Here is a 14,404-nt window from a genome sequence, read left to right on the forward strand (position 1 = left end):
CCCTTAACAGCGAATCGGTTCTGGGTTAGGCTCGTACACAATAAGATGTGTGGGGCCACATAATGCAGGCTTTGAGAACGGTATCCGTTGCGGTTCTTCTCGCGACGACGGGGGTGACGGTCATCGGGATTCATCAATCCGATGCCCGGTCGCTGTACAATGCGGAGCAGCCGGCGGAATATCCGCCGCTCTCCTACAAGGGCACGCAATATGTCGACAGCCGCGGCTGCGTCTATGTGCGCGCGGGCGATGGTGCCGCGGTGCATTGGGTGCCGCGCGTGACCCGCAGTCGCGACGTGCTCTGTGGCTTCAAGCCGACCTTTGCCAATGTCGAAGAGCACCTGCCGGTGATCCCCGATCCCGCGCCGACACAGGTCGCCAACGCGCCGGTTCAGGCCGCGCCTGTCAAACCGGTGGCAACCGCGCCGATGGTGCAGGTCGGAGCCGCCACATCGGCCGCGCCTGCGACGACGAAGCCGACCGAAGCACCGATGCCGACCGTGGCCTCGGCCCTGATCGCGCCTGCCGCCCCGGTTCAGAAAATCGTCGCCAAACAACCCACCCTGCCGCCGCTTGAAGCGCTCGCGGGCAAGGCTGTGGGCGAGCGTGGCTGTGTCGCCGCCGAGCAGAACGGTCAGATGCTCTGTTCAACCGGTGATGTGGATTACATCCTGAAACGTCTGCCCGCGGGCGTGACCGTGCGCACCGCCGATGGCGGGCGGATGACCACGACGGAGCCGACGCTGGTGCGTGTGCCGGTGAAACGTGCGCCGGTGACCCCGGTGGCGCCGGTACAACCGCCGGTGATGTTGGCCACCGTACCGGTGACGGTGCCGCAGACGACGACGGTGATGGCCGATGCCTGTGCCGGTCTTCTGGGCAGCGATGCGCAATATATGGTCACAAGTGGCCGTTATACGGTGCGCTGTGGCCCGCAGGCGGTGCATCCCTCCGCCTATATGCAGGAGCGGACGCAAACCCGTCTTTCGACCTATAACACCAACACGACCCAAGTGGCGCGCGCCGCAGGGATGGACGTTTATGCGCTGCCCGTGCCGGTGTCGGCCACCCTGCCGCAGGGCTATGCCCGCGCCTGGACCGACGGGCGGCTCAATCCGAACCGCGGGCCTTTGACGGCGCGGGGCGATTTGCAGATGGCGCAGGTCTGGACCCAGACCGTGCCCGCCTACGATCTCTATGCGCCGCGCAAGAAGACGTTTTGGGAATGGCTTTTCGGCACCCCGGTCAAGAAACGCATGACGGTACAGACGGTTTCAGCGACCGGAACGGCACCGGTGCAGGTGTCGACCAAGTCGGTGATGCCGCAGCGCGTGCCGACGGCGGTTCAGGCCGCCGATGCCCCGTCGCAACACACGGCGCAGGCTCTGCGCTATGTTCAGGTGGGCACCTTCGGGGTGCCCGAGAATGCCGAGCGCTCGATCGCGCGTCTCTCGGCCATGGGCTATCCGGTGTCGTCGCAGGTCCTGCAACGCGGTGGTAAGCCTTTGAAGATTGTTCTGGCCGGTCCTTTCGCCCGGCCCGAACAAACCCTGTCCGCTTTGGCGATGGTCCGGGGGGCCGGCTATGGGGACGCATTCGCACGCAAATAAGCGTTGAGTTAGACGAGGCAGAACAACAAAAAGAAACCCCCGCATCTGGCGGGGGATTTCTTTTGTGGGATCTCTCGTTTCCGGAAATCAGCCGCCGCAGACGCCCTGAAGCGCCACCCAGTCGCCATCCGAGAGGACGGGCCGCGTGGTCTCGACCTGTACCCCGTCGGCCTCGATCAATGGCAGGACGGTTTCGCCGGTGATGTCGAGCGCATAGGCATAGGGCGCGCTGTGGACCTGCGCTTCGGCGAAGGTCGCGATCAGCTTGTTGCGGTCCGGCCCGGTGACCGGCGCGGTCAGCAGGCTTTCGGCATGGGCGTCGAGCACCTCGGGCGGAATATGACCGGTGGTCAGCAACCGCAGAGAGGTCATCAGCCCCGCCTCATGCAGCAGCCGCTCAAGCGGGTCTTCCTCGCGGGCGCGCTCAATCTCGGCCAGCACATAGCCCGCGACCACATCCGGGTCCTCGTGATCCTCGACCACGGCGCGGTTCAGCAGGACGATGCCGCCGGGCAGGTGCTGCGAGAGCGCAACGCCGCTGGTGAGCACGACGATCTGGCCGCCGCCGCCGGGCATGAGCCGTGTTTTCAACTTGTTGAGCGCCCGTGCCCCATGCACCGTGTCGCAAGGCGCCCCGGAGAGGCGGCGGATGCGGTCCAGGAGTTCCTGACCGATCTCGGCGCGGGTCACGGTGGGGACGATGGTCACGGCCTGACGGATCAGCGCACCGGGGAGCCAGAACACGCCGAGCCCGAGAAGGGCTGCGACCGCGGTGCCGATCAGCACACCGCGCAGCCGTCCGGGATGCGGGCGGGCGCGGTCGATGGCGCGGCGGATGCGGGCGATGGCCTCGTTCATCAGCTCGTCTTCGATCTCCAGCTCTTCGGTGCTGTCGGGAGCGGGGCGGTAGCGCACGGGGCTTTCGCCTTCGGGTGTGATACGTTCGATGGCCGGAAGAGACCAATGGGTCAGGGCTTGTCCGTCGGTGCGGGATTCCGAGAGCGTCAGGGTCGCCTCGCCGACGGAGACGATCACGGGGCGGCGCTGGCTTTCCCCGTCGGGAAGCCAGAGACCGGGGGCCTCGAGACGTTCGAATTCGGTGAGCGCGATCATGCGCGGGCTGCTCTTTCTTCTGTTTGGGGATACTGTAGCGGGGATCATCCGGGGCGACAATCACTCAGGACAATCACTCATGACAATCACTCTGGGCGGCGATCGTGGCTTGGGTTAGGGTCGGGGCATGATCATTTCACCCGGACGCCACTATATTTTCGTGCATATCCCCAAGACCGGGGGCACGGCTTTGACGCAGGCGCTCGAGGCGCGGGCGATGGCGGATGACATCCTGATCGGGGATACGCCGAAAGCGGTCAAGCGACGCGGGCGGATCAAGCAGATGGAAGCGGCGGGGCGGCTTTGGAAACATTCGCGGCTCTCCGACATCGAAGGGCTGGTGCCGCGCGAGGCGTTCGGTGACTATTTCATCTTCACGCTGGTGCGCAACCCGTGGGACCGGATCGTGTCCTATTATCACTGGCTGCGGGTGCAGGGCTGGGATCATCCGGCGGTGCGGTTGGCCAAGGCGGAGAGTTTCACCGGTTTTCTGAACGCGCCGGAGACGCTGCGCAGCCTGTCGGCGCCTTACAGCAGCTATATGTGCGATGGCGCGGGCGTGGAACGGGCCAGCCATTATGTGCGGCTCGAGGCGCTGGAGGAGGATCTTGCGCCGCTGTGGGATCATCTGGGGTTCGATCTGTCGCCGATTGGGCGGGTGAACGCGTCGGAGCGCAGTCGCGATGTGCGATCTTTCTACACGGATGCGGATGCCGAGGCGGTGGCGCGGATCGCGGCTTCGGACATTGCCCGATTTGACTATCGCTTCGACTGAGTTGACGGCGGGACTGTGTCGCGATTGCGGCAAATTGGTTAATGAAACCTGTGGGATGGGGCTTGGGCTTTGGCGGGAGGGCTCGAATCGACGCGTGATTCCAGAGGGACATCGGGAGCGGCGTGGCCGCGGGTCCTTGAAAAATTGGTTAATCCGCAGACGCGGGAAAAATTTCTTAAAAGACTATTACCAAATTCGCGAACAATTGAATGAAATCGGTTCAATTGCCGCCTGTGTCGAAATTGTGCCGTATTTCCGTCCCATTCGGGCCGAACTCTGACCGCAGCCGGGCGATTTTCTGAACCTGCAAAGAGGGCGTGTGAGGAAACGACGGGCTGCCACCCGCAAAAACTTCGGTCACAGGTCCTCGTTCATGGGGATGAAGCGATGATGAAACTGGGTCAGATGTTGCGGAAGGAACCGCTCCGGGAGGCCACCGGTCGGACGGGGGCCTGGGATGGCGCTCTGCATGAGATGCAGCCGGTTCTCACCAGCGGTCTCATCGCCGGAACCCTGATCGCCACGGCCAGGGGCTGGCGCGATGTGGCGGAGATCAAGGAAGGCGACAAGGTCCTGACCTTCGACGAAGGTATGCAGGCGGTGGGGACGATTTCCCGCAACTGGACCTATCTCGGTCACGGATCGGTGCCGATACAGCACTGGCCGCTTGTCGTTCCGCCGGGCGCATTGGGCAATCGCGCCGAGATGCTGCTTTTGCCGGAACAGCCGGTGATGGTCGAGAGCGACACGGGCGAGGCGATGTTCGGCGATCCGTTTACCTTGATCCCGGCGCTGGCGCTTGAGGGCTACAAGGGCATCGAGCGCGCCCGTCCGCATCGGGCGGTGCAGGTCATCCTGTTGCATTTCGCGACGGAGCAGGTGGTGTTCGCCAATATCGGCGCGTTGTTCCATTGCCCGGCGGAAGAGGTGATGAGCATCGCCGATCTGATGGAGGACCGGTTTGTGCCGGGTTATGAGGTGCTGTCGCTGACCGAGGCGCGGGTGTTTGTCGACGCGCTTTTGGACGAGGATGCGCAGGACGCCCAGTGGATGCGGATGCAACCGCAGCGCCGCGAAGAGACATCGAGTTACGTCATCTGAGTGCGATCCGGGGGAGGGGGACGGTCCCCCGCATGTGAGGGAATATGCGGGGGTCTTGCTGTGCCCGTGAAAACGGCGGATTGTGTCGATTTGTGCTGAAAGGAAAGGCAGGGGATGGTGAAAATGCAGCAATGCAGCATTTTGGAGCGCCCGATGTGGCGAACCGGGTTAGGCTGAGAGGAGACCCCGTGCGGGAGGACGCGAGGGCCAACATGCCAACGGAGCCTGCCCATGTGTATCTCAGCCGAAGCGCTTGCGCTGTTTCTCAATCTCATCGTTGCCCCCATTACATCCGAACCGGGGCGGGTCATCGTTCATGCCGAAGAAATGGATGCCCATTGGGTGCAGGTCGAAGACCGCTGGTGCACCATGGCGCCGCAAATTCAGGGGCGCGAGATGTTCGCGGAACTGGCGAAAGACGACGCATAAAAAAGCCCTCCCCGAAGTGGGAAGGGCTGAGTGTCATATGAGGCGCGCTCAGGCGGCCTTGCTGTCCACACCCGTGCCAAAGCGGCCATAGAAGGTCTCGCCAGAGGCGGCCATCTCGCGCAGGAGGTTCGGCGTCTCGAAGCGCGGTCCGTGCGTGGCGGTAAGATTGTCGCAAATCTCCACCGCTTTACCGGCCCCAATGATGTCGAGCCAGCTAAACGGCCCGCCGGACCAGGGCGCAAAGCCCCAGCCGAGGATCGCGCCGACGTCGCCTTCGCGGATGTCTTCCAGCACACCCTCTTCGAGCGCGCGGACGGCTTCGAGTACCTGCGCCATCATCAGGCGGTGTTGCACCTCGTCGAGATCGGGCTGGGCGTCGGCCACGGGGAATTCGGCGTTGAAGCCCTCCCAGAGGAAACCGCGCTTGCCCTTCTCGTCGTAGTCGTAAAAGCCCGCGTTGGCTTTTTTGCCCAGACGCCCCTGATCGTACATCCAGAACACCACCTCATCGACGGCCGCGTCCGGATAGGCATCGCCCATCGCGGCTTTCGTCGCCTTGGCGATCTTCACACCCAGATCAATCGAGGTCTCGTCGATGAGCTGAAGCGGACCGAGCGGGAAGCCCAGAAGCTTCGCAGCATTCTCGATGAGCGGCAGGTCCACACCCTCGGCCGCCATGCGCACCCCTTCGTTGATATAGGGGATGATGCAGCGGTTGGCGTAGAAGAAGCGCGCGTCATTGACGACGATCGGCGTCTTGCGGATCTGGCGCACATAGTCGAGCGCTTTCGCCACGGCGACGTCGCCGGTTCCCTTGCCTTTGATGATCTCGACCAGAAGCATCTTGTCCACGGGGGAGAAGAAGTGAATGCCGATGAACTGCTCCGGGCGCACGGAGGCCTTGGCCAGCTCTGTGATCGGCAGGGTCGAGGTGTTGGACGCAAAGATGCAGTCTTCGCCGACGATGGCCTCAACTTTCTCGGTCATCTCCGCCTTGACGCCGATGTCTTCGAACACGGCTTCGACGATCAGATCACAGCCCTTAAGCGCATCGAGATCGGTGGTCGCGGTGATGCGGTTCAAGACCTGTTCTTTCTTCTCGGGCGTCACCTTTTTGCGGCTGATCCCCTTGTCGAGAATGCTTTCGGAATAGGCTTTGCCCTTGTCCGCAGCCTCCTGTTTCATGTCGATCAAAACGACCTCGATGCCCGCATTGGCGGAGACATAGGCAATGCCCGCGCCCATCATGCCCGCGCCCAACACGCCGACTTTCTTGACGGTCTGATCGGCCACCTCAGGACGGTTCGCGCCCTTTTCCAAGGCTTCCTTGTTGATGAACAGGGAGCGGATCATCGCGGAAGACGACGGGTTCATCAGCACATGGGTGAACCAGCGCGCTTCGATCTTGAGCGCCGTGTCAAACGGCACCATCGCGCCTTCGTAGACGGCCGAGAGCAAGGCTTTCGCTGCCGGATAAACGCCCTGGGTGTTGCCGTTGACCATGGCGGAGGCACCGACGAAGGTCATGAAACCCGCCGGGTGATAGGGCGCGCCGCCGGGCATTTTCCAGCCTTTGGCGTCCCAGGGTTTGACGATGTCGGCGTCTTTCGCGCCCAAAACCCACTCTTTCGCTTTCGCCAGCAACTCGCCGGGTTCCACGATCTCGTGAATGATCCCTGCGCCTTTGGCCTGCTTCGGGTCGAGCATCTTGCCTTCGAGAAGGATCGGTGCCGCCGCCATCGCGCCGACCAGACGCGACACCCGCGTGGTGCCGCCCATGCCGGGGAAGATGCCGACCTTGATCTCCGGCAGGCCGATCTTGGCCTTGGGATTGTCGGCGGCGAAAATGCGGTGGCACGACAGCGGAAGCTCCAAGCCGATGCCGAGCGCGGTGCCGGGCAGGGCGGCGGCGACGGGCTTGCCGCCCTTGTTGGTTTTCGGGTCCATACCCGCGCGCTCGAGCTTGCGCAGGATCGCATGCATGCTCATCAGCCCGTCAAAGAGACCCTGCGCCGGGTTGTCCCCGGCGGCGTCCTTCATCTTGGCGATGATATTAAGATCCATGCCGCCCGCAAACGTGTCCTTGCCGGAGGTCACGACGATGCCTTTGACGGCCTCGTCGCCAAGCGCCTTATCGATGCACTGATCCAGTTCGGCGATGCCCTCCATCGAGAGCACGTTCATGGACTTGTTGGGGATGTCCCAAGTGATGATCGCGACGCCGTCCGCGTCGACGGAATAATGAAAATCGGTCATATGCGTTGCCTCCCTTACACGCGCTCGATGATCGTGGCCGCACCCATGCCGGATGCGATGCAGAGCGTGGCAAGGCCGGTGCCTTTGCCGGTGCGCTCAAGCTCGTCCAAGAGCGTGCCGATGATGATCGCGCCGGTCGCGCCCAGCGGGTGACCCATGGCGATGGAGCCGCCATTGACGTTGACCTTGGAGCTGTCGACATCGAAGGCCTGCATGAAGCGCAGCACCACGGCGGCAAAGGCCTCGTTCACCTCGAACAGGTCGATGTCATTGATCGACATGCCGCTGTCTTTGAGGATTTTCTCCGTCACGGGCACGGGGCCGGTGAGCATGATGGTCGGATCGGTGCCGATCTTGGCGGTCGCGCGGATGCGGGCGCGGGGTTTGAGGCCCCATTTCTCGCCGAATTCCTTGTTGCCGATCAGAACGGCGGCGGAGCCATCGACGATGCCCGAGGAGTTCCCGGCATGGTGGATGTGGTTGATCTTCTCAAGATGCGGATATTTCATCAGCGCGATCTTGTCGAAACCCGGCATCACCTCGCCCATGTCCTTGAAGGAGGCCTTGAGCGCGCCGAGCGTCTCGACGGTCGTGCCCGGACGCATGTATTCGTCATGGTCGAGGATGGTCAGCCCGTTGATGTCCTTGACCGGCACAATGGATTTCGCGAAGCGGTTGTCTTTCCACGCGGCTTCGGCGCGGTTTTGGCTCTCGACGGACAGCGCATCGGCCTCTTCGCGGGAGAACCCGTATTCGGTGGCGATGATGTCCGCCGAGATGCCTTGCGGCACGAAATAGGTTTTCATCGCCAAGGACGGGTCCACGGCAATCGCTGCCCCGTCGGAGCCCATGGCCACCCGGCCCATCATCTCGACGCCGCCGGCGATATAGGCCATGCCCGCCCCGCCCTTGACCTGATTGGCGGCGATGTTGACGGCTTCCATGCCCGAGGCGCAGAAACGGTTGATCGCCAGACCCGGAATGCTCTGATCGAGATCGGAAGCGAGAACGGCGGTGCGCGCAAGGCAGCCGCCCTGTTCGCCGACCTGAGTCACGTTGCCCCAGATCACATCCTCGACGGCATGGCCCTCGAGGCCGTTGCGCGCCTTGACGGCGTTCAGCATCTGCGCGGAAAGCGCGGCCGAGGTCACCTCGTGCAGGCTCCCGTCCTTGCGCCCCTTGCCGCGCGGGCTGCGCAGGGCGTCGTAAATATAGGCTTCAGTCATTCAGTCCTCCTCAGGGTCCGGCCCACAGGCCAGTCTCGATCGTCAGCGTTTGCGCCCGGCCAGTTCGGAATTGAACAGGCGCAGGCGGTGCGTCAGCTTTTCTTCATCCGTGACGGAGGAGAAATTCTCGAACAGGAAAGACAAAGCCTCTCCCTCGTCCAAGCCCGCCTCCCTCGCGAACTGCCTGAGGCGACGATACCCGTCTTCGGTCATGGAAACAGGAAAACGCCGCGTCATTCTGAACCGCTTCGGCATGGTTACGCTCCGTCATTTCGTCTTTTCGGACGCTTGAAATGGAAAGGCCCCCGCCGGGATGGGCGAGGGCCTCAGTTTCGGGTTGCGCAGAGTTTAGAACGCCTCGGCAGGGAGAGTCATCACCGGATCGGCGCCGCTCTCGATGCGTTTGAGCAAAGTGCCGGTCATCGGCAGTTGCCGCGCCATGTAGTAGCGCGCGGTGGTGAGCTTGTTCTGGTGGAACTCCGGGTCGTCCGTGCCGTTTTCCAGAGCCGCCAGCGAGACCTTCGCCATCCGCGCCCACATCAGCCCGAGGCAGACATAGCCGAAGAGGTGCATGAAGTCGTAAGAGCCCGAGAGCGCCGCATTCGGGTTTTTCATGCCGTTCTGCATGAAGAACATGCCCGCGCCCTGAAGGTCTTTGGACGCAGCTTTCAGCGGGGTGACGAATTCGGCCATCTCGCCTTCGCCATTCTCTTTGCAGAAGGATTTGACCATTTCGAAGAAGGCCATGACATGTTTGCCACCGTCAGAGGCCAGTTTGCGGCCCACGAGATCGAGCGCCTGTACACCGTTCGCACCTTCGTAGATCATCGCGATCCGGGCGTCGCGGGTGAATTGGGACATGCCCCATTCTTCGATATAGCCATGGCCACCGTAGACCTGCTGCGCGTTCACCGTTGCCTCATAGCCCTTGTCGGTCAGGAAGCCTTTGAGCACCGGGGTCATCAGGGAGATGAGGCCATCGGCGTCCTTGTCCTCGGAGCGATGCGCCTGGTCGATGAGTTGCGCGCCCCAGAGCATGAAGGCGCGGGCACCCTCGATGAAGCTCTTTTGATCCATCAGGTTGCGGCGGATGTCCGGGTGGACGATCAGCGGATCGGCGGGGCCGTCCGGGTTCGCGACGCCGGTGACGGCACGGCCCTGAAGGCGGTCCTTGGCGTAGATCACCGCGTTCTGATAGGCGGCTTCGGCTTGGGCGAGACCCTGCATGCCGACGCCAAGGCGCGCTTCGTTCATCATGGTGAACATGGCGCGCATGCCCTTGTGCATGTCGCCCAGGAGATAGCCGGTCGCCTCGTCATAGTTCATCACACAGGTCGAGTTGCCGTGGATGCCCATTTTCTCTTCGATGGAGCCGACCGATACGCCGTTTTTCGCGCCCGGGTTGCCGTCTTCATCGACCATGAATTTCGGCACGATGAACAGCGACACGCCCTTGATCCCCTCCGGCCCGCCGGTGATTTTGGCCAGCACAAGGTGAATGACGTTCGAGGACATATCGTGATCGCCCGCCGAGATGAAAATCTTCTGGCCGGAGATCTTGTAGCTGCCATCCGCCTGCGGTTCGGCCTTGGTGCGCATGAGGCCCAGATCGGTGCCGCAATGCGGTTCCGTCAGGTTCATCGTCCCGGTCCATTCGCAGGAGGTCATTTTCGGCAGGTAGGTCGCCTTTTGCTGATCCGTGCCATGCACAAGGATCGCCGAGGCCGCGCCATGGGTCAGGCCCTGATACATCGTAAAGGCTTGGTTCGCGGCGGAGAACATCTCGCCCACGGCGGTGCTCATCAGATAGGGAAGCCCCTGACCGCCGAACTCTTCGGGCAGATCAAGCCCGGGCCAGCCGCCCTCTTTCACCTGCTCGAAGGCCTCTTTGAACCCGGTCGGCGTGGTGATCACACCGTTTTCGAAGGTGCACCCTTCCTTGTCGCCCACCACGTTCAGCGGCGCGATCACCTCGGAGGCGAGCTGACCGGCGGCATCGAGAATGGCCTCGGTGAATTCGGGTTCAAGATCGGAATAGCCCGGAATGTCGGAGCCGGAAATGTTCAACACATTGTGCAGAACATATTGAATGTCTTTCGTCGGAGCCGTGTAGCTCGGCATGGCGTCTCTCCCTTGCATGGCGCGCGGGAGCGTTGCCTCACTCCGCGCGTTTCAGTCCTGCGATCTGTCCTTCGACAAACGCAATCTCATCCTCCAGATCGGTCATCACCGCGATCAGCGCCTGTTTTTGCGCCTCCATCTCCGCAAGCTTCTCGTGATACGCCACAAGCGTCTCACGCATCTGCGCTTCGCCTTCGTCCTCTTCCTTGTAGAGATCGAGCAACTGCCGGATCTCCTCAAGGGAAAAGCCGAATTTCTTGCCGCGCAGGATCAGCGTCAAACGCGCCCGGTCCCGCTTGGTGAACAGCCGTTTCTGACCCTCCCGGATCGGAAACAGCAATTCCTTGGCTTCATAAAAGCGCAGGGTGCGGGGCGTCACATCATACGCATCGCACATCTCGCGAATGGTCATCACCTCTTTGGTCGTCACGTCGGCCCACTCCGGTTCTCGTCGCTTAGGTGGCATGACCGGCGGCAAATTCCACCGGGCTGGCTTCCTATTCAGAGGCGCGAAGGTCAGCCTTCGGCCCCACCCTAATCGCATTTGCGATGCCGCTTCATTCGAAACGTGGCGTCATTTCGGGCACCGTCTCAATCGGCGGCCCGCTGTGCGTTACAGTAAAATTACGCATTCGGATTCTGTAATGCAAACGGTTTGGTATGGATTGTGGAATTTTTCCTGTTTTTACTATGAAAATGCCATCTAAAGCGCTTTGGTTTTTTTCTACATTTAAGGGATTTCATCCGGTGGAATGAAACCGAAAGCCCCCTTGTTTGCGGGGGCGTCTTGCGGCGGGCGGTGAAAGAACGCCACGTCGCCTTGCCGCGCGGTCATGGCGTGCGGCCCTCGGACAGGCACTCAGGTGATGCGCACCGTCTCCGCATCTTTTGCGCTCTCGGAGCGCAGCTCCTTCAACTCACCGATGGCCTTGTCCAGCTCGCGTTTTTGCTCTTCGAGTGCGACAAGCTGGCGGTCGGCCAGTTCGACAAAGGCCCGGGCCTGAGCCTGGGTGCCCTTTTCCTCGTAGATCAGCAACCACTGGCGGATCTCTTCAAGGGAGAACCCGTATTTGCGTCCCCGCAAAATCAGCGTCATCCGCGCGACTTCGCGCGGGGTGTAATAGCGAGAGCGACCCTCCTTCTCGGGGGCCAGCAACTCGATATATTCGTAATAGCGTAACGTGCGCGGAGTCACATCGAACTGCGCGCACATTTCCTTGAACGTGAGACGTCGGTCAGACATGGCTTCTCTCTCTCCTCGCGACGCATCTAAACAGATGAGTTCAGTTTCGCAACTCAATTCGGGGCGCTACCTTAGCATAGTAAACCGCATGCCACGGGATCAAGGCCCGTCGAGAGCTGGCAGTCGGGATGCCGGGAGCGCTCGGGGGGCTTGGTCGTGTGCAGACATGCTGTGACGTCACGGGGGAAAACCTCGGGCCGGGTTTCAATTTGCCCTTGCGGCCCTGCGATCATCTCACATTATGGGGCCAACTTGTCCAAAAGGTCACAAATTTCGCTATGGATGACGCCCGCACCCGGATGGCCCGCCAGTTCATCGAGAATCTGCCGCATTGCGCCGCTCTTGGCATGTCGCTCGAACAGATCGGCGACGGGCAGGCGGAGGTTTTCATGCCTTATGCGGAAAAGCTGATCGGCGATCCGGAGACCGGCGTGATCCATGGCGGGGCGATTTCGGCGCTGATGGACACCTGTGCGGGGGCCGCCGTGATGAGTCACCCGGAGGCGGGTATTTCCACCGCGACGCTCGACCTGCGCATCGACTATATGCGCGCCGCGAAACCGGGGGCGACGATCGCCGCCCATGCCATCTGTTACCATGTCACCCGTGCCGTGGCCTTTGTCCGGGTCTCGGCGACCGACGGCGTCAGCGACGTGCCGGTTGCCGCAGCCACCGGGGCGTTTACCGTGGAGAGGGGCAAATCATGATCCGGTCCAAACCCGAACCCGTTCAGATCGTCAAGGAACGGCGCGATGCCGCTCTGGCGGATCTGGTGGCGCGCGTGCCCTATATCTCTTTCATGGGGTTCGAATTCGAACGTCGCGGCGACGAGTTGACCGCGATCATGCCCTATCGGCCCGATCTGATCGGCAATCCGATGCTGCCCGCGCTGCATGGCGGGGCGTTGGCCGCGTTTCTTGAGGTCACCGCGCTGATCTCGTTGAGCTGGTCCATGGTCTGGCCGCGGATCGAAGCGGGAGACACCGGGGAGATCCTGCCGAAATTCCCGAAAACCATCGACCTGACCGTGGATTACCTGCGCTCCGGTCTGCCGCGCGATGCCTATGCCCGTGCCGAGATCACCCGCGCGGGGCGGCGGTATGCCTCTGTCCGGGTCGAGGCTTGGCAGGACAACCGGGCGCGTCCGACGGTGCAGGCGATGGGGCATTTCCTGATGCCCGACGCGCCCGAGTCTGTTCTTGAGCCGGACGCATGAGTGCGCCCGCGCCGGAGTTGAGCCACCGCCGGGTTCTCAAAATCGCCATTCCCATCGTGCTCTCGAACGCCACTGTGCCGATCCTCGGGGCGGTCGACACCGGCGTCGTGGGTCAGATGGGGGAGGCGGCACCAATCGGTGCGGTCGGTCTCGGGGCGATCATTCTGGCCTCGATCTATTGGATTTTCGGCTTTCTGCGCATGGGGACGACGGGGCTTGTGTCTCAGGCGCGGGGTGCTGGTCAACCGGGTGAGGTGGCGGCGCTTCTGACCCGTGCCCTGATGATCGCCTGTGCGGGCGGGCTTGCCCTGATCGTTTTTCAACTGCCGATCCTTTGGCTGTCGTTTCAGCTTTCGCCCGCGACACCGGAGGTCGAAGAGCTTGCCCGCAGTTACATTTCCATCCGCATCTGGTCGGCGCCCTTTGCCATCTCCGTTTACGGCCTGACCGGCTGGCTCATCGCGCAGGAGCGCACGCGCGGTGTTCTGGCGCTGCAACTCTGGATGAACGGGGTGAACATTGCGCTCGATCTCTGGTTCGTTTTGGGGCTGGGCTGGGGCGTGCGCGGTGTGGCCTATGCGACCTTTGTCGCCGAGATCAGCGGTGCGCTGATGGGGCTGTGGCTGTGCCGCGATGCCTTTGGCGTGCCTGCGTGGCGCGACTGGCCACGGGTGTTCGACCGCGCGCGCCTGATCCATATGGCGAAGGTCAATACAGATATTCTGATCCGCTCCGTGTTGCTGTTGACCATCATGGTGAGTTTTACCTTCCTCTCGGCGGGCTTCGAGACGGTGACGCTGGCGAGCAACAACATTCTGATGCAATTCGTCTCGATCACCGCCTATGCGCTCGACGGGTTTGCCTTTGCCGCCGAGGCCATCGTCGGGCAGGCGCTGGGCGCGCGCTCCGCCTATGCGCTGCGACGGGGGGCATTGCTGGCGTCCTTCTGGGGGCTGCTGGCGGCAGTGATGCTCAGTGCGGTGTTTGCGATTTTCGGCGGTATGATCGTCGACGTGATGACCACAGCGCCCGATGTGCGCGCCGAGGCGCGGGTGTACCTGCCGTGGATGGTGGCCGTGCCGGTGGTGGGGCTTGGCTCATGGATGCTCGACGGGATTTTCATCGGGGCGACACGGACGCGGGACATGCGCAACATGGCGGCGCTGTCGCTGGGGATCTACCTTTTGGCCGTGGCCGCGCTGATACCGCTGATGGGCAATCACGGGCTTTGGGCCGCGCTGATGATCAGCTACGTGGCGCGGGGGGCGACGCTGTTCTGGAAATACCCGGCGCTGGAGCGCGCGGCGCTCTAAC

Annotated in this window: 14 protein-coding genes; 7 read left to right on the plus strand and 7 right to left on the minus strand. The window is 62.4% G+C overall.

All coding sequences use genetic code 11. The annotated features are described in order from the left end of the window. Positions 1–62: 62 nt before the first annotated feature. Positions 63–1,610, plus strand: a complete 1,548-nt coding sequence (locus tag V1475_RS09315) for an SPOR domain-containing protein (protein ID WP_479412528.1) — start codon at positions 63–65, stop codon at positions 1,608–1,610. An 87-nt stretch (positions 1,611–1,697) separates the two neighbouring features. Here the strand turns inward: V1475_RS09315 and V1475_RS09320 are convergent, their stop codons facing one another. Then, positions 1,698–2,723: a hypothetical protein gene (locus tag V1475_RS09320; RefSeq protein WP_479412529.1), complete on the minus strand. Its 1,026-nt coding sequence runs from the start codon at positions 2,721–2,723 to the stop codon at positions 1,698–1,700. Between the two features lie 127 nt (positions 2,724–2,850). On the opposite strand from V1475_RS09320, the gene V1475_RS09325 reads away from it, so the two are divergent. The 3 genes from V1475_RS09325 (at position 2,851) to V1475_RS09335 (ending at position 5,028) form a co-directional block, all read left to right on the plus strand. Next, on the plus strand, positions 2,851–3,498 hold the full coding sequence (locus V1475_RS09325) for a sulfotransferase family 2 domain-containing protein (RefSeq protein WP_479412530.1): 648 nt from the start codon (positions 2,851–2,853) through the stop codon (positions 3,496–3,498). Positions 3,499–3,885: 387 nt separating this feature from the next. Then, positions 3,886–4,599 carry a Hint domain-containing protein gene (locus tag V1475_RS09330; protein ID WP_479412531.1) on the plus strand — a complete coding sequence of 238 codons (714 nt, stop codon included), beginning with the start codon at positions 3,886–3,888 and terminating at the stop codon, positions 4,597–4,599. Between the two features lie 231 nt (positions 4,600–4,830). Then, positions 4,831–5,028, plus strand: a complete 198-nt coding sequence (locus V1475_RS09335; RefSeq protein WP_479412532.1) for a hypothetical protein — start codon at positions 4,831–4,833, stop codon at positions 5,026–5,028. A 48-nt stretch (positions 5,029–5,076) separates the two neighbouring features. Here V1475_RS09335 and V1475_RS09340 read toward each other — a convergent pair whose 3' ends face one another. The 6 genes from V1475_RS09340 to V1475_RS09365 form a co-directional block, all read right to left on the minus strand. Continuing rightward, positions 5,077–7,284, minus strand: a complete 2,208-nt coding sequence (locus tag V1475_RS09340) for a 3-hydroxyacyl-CoA dehydrogenase NAD-binding domain-containing protein (protein WP_479412533.1) — start codon at positions 7,282–7,284, stop codon at positions 5,077–5,079. A 14-nt stretch (positions 7,285–7,298) separates the two neighbouring features. Then, entirely contained in the window at positions 7,299–8,510 is a 1,212-nt protein-coding gene (locus V1475_RS09345) for an acetyl-CoA C-acetyltransferase (RefSeq protein WP_479412534.1), read from the minus strand. Positions 8,511–8,552: 42 nt separating this feature from the next. Continuing rightward, positions 8,553–8,765, minus strand: a complete 213-nt coding sequence (locus tag V1475_RS09350; RefSeq protein WP_096806898.1) for a hypothetical protein — start codon at positions 8,763–8,765, stop codon at positions 8,553–8,555. Between the two features lie 93 nt (positions 8,766–8,858). Next, positions 8,859–10,631: an acyl-CoA dehydrogenase C-terminal domain-containing protein gene (locus V1475_RS09355; protein WP_479412535.1), complete on the minus strand. Its 1,773-nt coding sequence runs from the start codon at positions 10,629–10,631 to the stop codon at positions 8,859–8,861. A 37-nt stretch (positions 10,632–10,668) separates the two neighbouring features. After that, the gene (locus V1475_RS09360; RefSeq protein WP_434290916.1) at positions 10,669–11,043 is read right to left on the minus strand and encodes a MerR family transcriptional regulator; all 375 of its coding nucleotides are present in this window, start codon (positions 11,041–11,043) and stop codon (positions 10,669–10,671) included. Positions 11,044–11,490: 447 nt separating this feature from the next. Then, entirely contained in the window at positions 11,491–11,874 is a 384-nt protein-coding gene (locus V1475_RS09365; RefSeq protein ID WP_434288392.1) for a MerR family transcriptional regulator, read from the minus strand. Between the two features lie 278 nt (positions 11,875–12,152). Between V1475_RS09365 and V1475_RS09370 the strand changes: the two genes are divergently transcribed. The 3 genes from V1475_RS09370 to V1475_RS09380 are packed head-to-tail and all read left to right on the plus strand — an operon-like array spanning position 12,153 to position 14,403. After that, a complete protein-coding gene (locus V1475_RS09370) occupies positions 12,153–12,581 on the plus strand; it encodes a PaaI family thioesterase (RefSeq protein ID WP_434288391.1) in 429 nt (142 codons plus the stop codon). Then, positions 12,578–13,090 carry a PaaI family thioesterase gene (locus V1475_RS09375; protein WP_479412536.1) on the plus strand — a complete coding sequence of 171 codons (513 nt, stop codon included), beginning with the start codon at positions 12,578–12,580 and terminating at the stop codon, positions 13,088–13,090. Before V1475_RS09370 ends, V1475_RS09375 begins: the two co-directional genes overlap by 4 nt. Continuing rightward, entirely contained in the window at positions 13,087–14,403 is a 1,317-nt protein-coding gene (locus V1475_RS09380; protein WP_479412537.1) for an MATE family efflux transporter, read from the plus strand. Before V1475_RS09375 ends, V1475_RS09380 begins: the two co-directional genes overlap by 4 nt. Position 14,404 lies beyond the last annotated feature (1 nt).

The sequence above is a fragment of the Celeribacter sp. SCSIO 80838 genome (genome assembly GCF_056498065.1).

What these genes read in the sequence shown, in the direction of transcription:
- V1475_RS09315 (WP_479412528.1), top strand. Translation starts at nt 63, where the DNA reads ATGCAGGCTTTGAGAACGGTATCCGTTGCGGTTCTTCTCGCGACGACG.
- V1475_RS09320 (WP_479412529.1), bottom strand. Translation starts at nt 2,723, where the DNA reads ATGATCGCGCTCACCGAATTCGAACGTCTCGAGGCCCCCGGTCTCTGG.
- V1475_RS09325 (WP_479412530.1), top strand. Translation starts at nt 2,851, where the DNA reads ATGATCATTTCACCCGGACGCCACTATATTTTCGTGCATATCCCCAAG.
- V1475_RS09330 (WP_479412531.1), top strand. Translation starts at nt 3,886, where the DNA reads ATGATGAAACTGGGTCAGATGTTGCGGAAGGAACCGCTCCGGGAGGCC.
- V1475_RS09335 (WP_479412532.1), top strand. Translation starts at nt 4,831, where the DNA reads ATGTGTATCTCAGCCGAAGCGCTTGCGCTGTTTCTCAATCTCATCGTT.
- V1475_RS09340 (WP_479412533.1), bottom strand. Translation starts at nt 7,284, where the DNA reads ATGACCGATTTTCATTATTCCGTCGACGCGGACGGCGTCGCGATCATC.
- V1475_RS09345 (WP_479412534.1), bottom strand. Translation starts at nt 8,510, where the DNA reads ATGACTGAAGCCTATATTTACGACGCCCTGCGCAGCCCGCGCGGCAAG.
- V1475_RS09350 (WP_096806898.1), bottom strand. Translation starts at nt 8,765, where the DNA reads ATGCCGAAGCGGTTCAGAATGACGCGGCGTTTTCCTGTTTCCATGACC.
- V1475_RS09355 (WP_479412535.1), bottom strand. Translation starts at nt 10,631, where the DNA reads ATGCCGAGCTACACGGCTCCGACGAAAGACATTCAATATGTTCTGCAC.
- V1475_RS09360 (WP_434290916.1), bottom strand. Translation starts at nt 11,043, where the DNA reads ATGACCATTCGCGAGATGTGCGATGCGTATGATGTGACGCCCCGCACC.
- V1475_RS09365 (WP_434288392.1), bottom strand. Translation starts at nt 11,874, where the DNA reads ATGTCTGACCGACGTCTCACGTTCAAGGAAATGTGCGCGCAGTTCGAT.
- V1475_RS09370 (WP_434288391.1), top strand. Translation starts at nt 12,153, where the DNA reads ATGGATGACGCCCGCACCCGGATGGCCCGCCAGTTCATCGAGAATCTG.
- V1475_RS09375 (WP_479412536.1), top strand. Translation starts at nt 12,578, where the DNA reads ATGATCCGGTCCAAACCCGAACCCGTTCAGATCGTCAAGGAACGGCGC.
- V1475_RS09380 (WP_479412537.1), top strand. Translation starts at nt 13,087, where the DNA reads ATGAGTGCGCCCGCGCCGGAGTTGAGCCACCGCCGGGTTCTCAAAATC.